Raw genomic sequence first — 3,654 nt, 5'->3', positions numbered from 1 at the left:
GCGAAGGCGGCAACATCGTTTACACCGCCAGCCTTGTGGATAAGAACGGCGCACCGGTGACCAACATCACCAACCCGTTGACCGTGACTTTGGATAACGGCCAGACCATCACCATTGGCGTAAACCAGACTAGCGGTAGCGTTTCGGTTCTTGCCCCTGATGATGTCTATAAAGGCGATCAAACCGTCACCACCGCTATCAAGGGTGTGACCGGCGGCGAGCATTTCGAGAACCTGGTGCCTGGTACTACCCCGGTTAACACCACCGTTACTGATACACCGGGCACCGATAACACCACTACCGTAACGCTGACAGCACCGACCGAAGCGAATGAGGGTGGCCAGATCACCTATACGGCGACCTTGAGCAATAAGGCCGGTACTGACGTCACGCTGAAGTTGGATAACGGCTCTTCGATCATTATCAAGGCTGGCGACACCGTTGGCACTGTGACCGTGCCTGCGCCTAGCGATGACGTGTTCATCGACAAGAGCACCCAGACCGTACAGATCACCGAAACCACTGGCGGCAACTTCGAAAAACTGGAAGTTGCAGGCAGCGGCGCAACCACCACCATCAACGACACCATCGACAAGGTCGATGTAGTCCTGACCGCGACCACCACCGTTGGCGAAGGCGGCAACATCGTCTACACCGCCAGCCTTGTGGACAAGAACGGCGCAGCGGTGACTAACATCACCAATCCGCTGACCGTGACTTTGGATAACGGCCAGACCATCACCATTGGCGTAAACCAGGCTAGCGGTAGCGTTTCGGTTCTGGCTCCTGATGATGTGTATAAGGGCGACCAGACCGTCACTACTGCTATCAAAGGCGTAACCGGCGGCGAACACTTTGAAAATCTGGTCCCAGGTACCGATAACGTCACCACAACTGTAACTGATACACCGGGTACCGATAACACCACTACCGTGACGCTGACGGCTCCAACCGAGGCGAGCGAAGGTGGTCAGATTACGTACACCGCGACCTTGAGCAACAAGGCCGGTACTGACGTCACCTTGAAGCTGGATAACGGCTCGTCGATCACGATCAAGGCTGGCGACACTGTTGGCACCGTAACCGTGCCTGCCCCTACCGATGACGTGTTTATCGATAAGAGCACTCAGACCGTCAAGATCACCGAAACCACTGGCGGCAATTTCGAAAAACTCGAAGTTGCGGGCAACGGTGCGACCACCACGATCAACGACACGATCGACAAAGTTGATGTGGTCCTGACCGCCACTACCACCGTTGGCGAAGGCGGCAATATCGTTTACACCGCCAGCCTTGTGGATAAGAACGGCGTACCAGTGACTAACATCACCAATCCGCTGACCGTCACCCTCGATAACGGCAAGACCATCACCATCGGCGTAAACCAATCGAGCGGTTCCATTACCACCGTAGCGCCAGACGATGTGTACAAAGGCGACCAGACCGTCACTACCGCCATCAAAGGCGTGACCGGCGGCGAGCATTTTGAAAATCTGGTTCCAGGTACTACCCCGGTTAACACGACCGTTACCGATACACCCGGTACCGACAACACCACTACCGTGACCTTGACCGCTCCGGCCGAAGCGAATGAGGGTGGACAGATTACGTACACCGCCACGCTTTCCAATAAAGCGGGCACTGACGTCACGCTGAAGTTGGACAACGGCTCGTCGATTACCATCAAGGCTGGCGACACGGTTGGCACTGTGACCGTGCCCGCTCCTAGCGATGACGTGTTCATCGATAAGAGCACTCAGACCGTCAAGATCACCGACGCTTCCGGCGGCAACTTCGAAAAACTCGAAGTAGCAGGCAACGGCGCAACCACCACGATCAACGACACCATCGACAAGGTCGATGTGGTCCTGACGGCCACCACCACCGTTGGTGAAGGCGGCAACATCGTCTACACCGCTAGCCTTGTGGATAAAAACGGTGCGCCGGTGACTAACATCACCAACCCGTTGACCGTCACCTTGGATAACGGCCAGACCATCACCATTGGCGTAAACCAGACTAGCGGTAGCGTTTCGGTTCTTGCTCCTGATGATGTCTATAAAGGCGATCAAACCGTCACCACCGCTATCAAGGGTGTGACCGGCGGCGAGCATTTCGAGAATCTGGTCCCTGGCACTACCGCGGTGAACACCACCGTTACTGATACACCAGGCACCGATAACACCACTACCGTAACGCTGACAGCACCGACCGAAGCGAATGAGGGTGGCCAGATCACCTATACGGCGACCTTGAGCAATAAGGCCGGTACTGACGTCACGCTGAAGTTGGATAACGGCTCGTCGATCACCATCAAAGCCGGCGAAACCGTCGGTACTGTGACCGTGCCCGCCCCTACCGATGATGTGTTTATCGATAAGAGCACTCAGACCGTCAAGATCACCGAAACCACTGGTGGCAACTTCGAAAAACTGGAAGTCGCAGGCAGCGGCGCGACCACTACGATCAACGACACCATCGACAAAGTTGATGTTGTCCTGACCGCCACCACCACCGTCGGCGAAGGCGGCAACATCGTCTACACCGCCAGCCTTGTGGATAAAAACGGCGCGCCGGTGACCAACATCACCAACCCGTTGACCGTCACCCTGGATAACGGCCAGACCATCACCATCGGCGTAAACCAGACTAGCGGTAGCGTTTCGGTTCTGGCTCCTGATGATGTCTATAAAGGCGATCAAACCGTCACCACCGCTATCAAGGGTGTGACCGGCGGCGAGCATTTTGAAAATCTGGTTCCAGGTACTACCCCGGTTAACACGACCGTTACCGATACACCCGGTACCGACAACACCACTACCGTGACCTTGACCGCTCCGGCCGAAGCGAATGAGGGTGGACAGATTACGTACACCGCCACGCTTTCCAATAAAGCGGGCACTGACGTCACGCTGAAGTTGGACAACGGCTCGTCGATTACCATCAAGGCTGGCGACACGGTTGGCACTGTGACCGTGCCCGCTCCTAGCGATGACGTGTTCATCGATAAGAGCACTCAGACCGTCAAGATCACCGACGCTTCCGGCGGCAACTTCGAAAAACTGGAAGTTGCAGGCAACGGCGCCACCACCACGATCAACGACACCATCGACAAAGTCGATGTGGTCCTGACCGCCACTACCACCGTCGGCGAAGGCGGCAATATCGTCTACACCGCCAGCCTTGTGGATAAGAACGGCGCACCGGTGACCAACATCACCAATCCGCTGACCGTCACCCTCGATAACGGCAAGACCATCACCATCGGTGTGAATCAGTCGAGTGGTTCTATCACCACTATCGCGCCAGACGATGTGTACAAAGGCGACCAGACTGTCACCACCGCCATCAAAGGCGTCACTGGCGGCGAGCACTTCGAAAACCTGGTCCCTGGCACTACCGCGGTGAACACCACCGTTACGGACACACCAGGTACCGACAACACCACGACTGTGACGCTGACAGCGCCTAACGCTGTTAACGAAGGTGGACAGATTACGTACACCGCCACGCTCTCCAACAAAGCTGGCACTGATGTAACGCTGAAGTTGGATAACGGTTCGTCGATCACCATCAAGGCTGGCGACACTGTTGGCACTGTGACCGTGCCTGCGCCTACCGATGACGTGTTCATCGATAAGAGCACTCAGACCG

Annotated in this window: 1 protein-coding gene; it reads left to right on the top strand. The window is 56.2% G+C overall.

Going from position 1 to position 3,654, the window contains the following annotated elements; genetic code table 11:
• A partial coding sequence (locus JMV15_RS28525) for an immunoglobulin-like domain-containing protein (protein ID WP_328822034.1) occupies positions 1–3,654 on the top strand: 3,654 nt, incomplete at both ends.

It is taken from the genome of Pseudomonas paracarnis (assembly GCF_904063055.1).
GTDB classification, from domain to species: Bacteria; Pseudomonadota; Gammaproteobacteria; order Pseudomonadales; family Pseudomonadaceae; genus Aquipseudomonas; species Aquipseudomonas paracarnis.
This window is presented reverse-complemented; position numbering and strand designations above follow the sequence as displayed.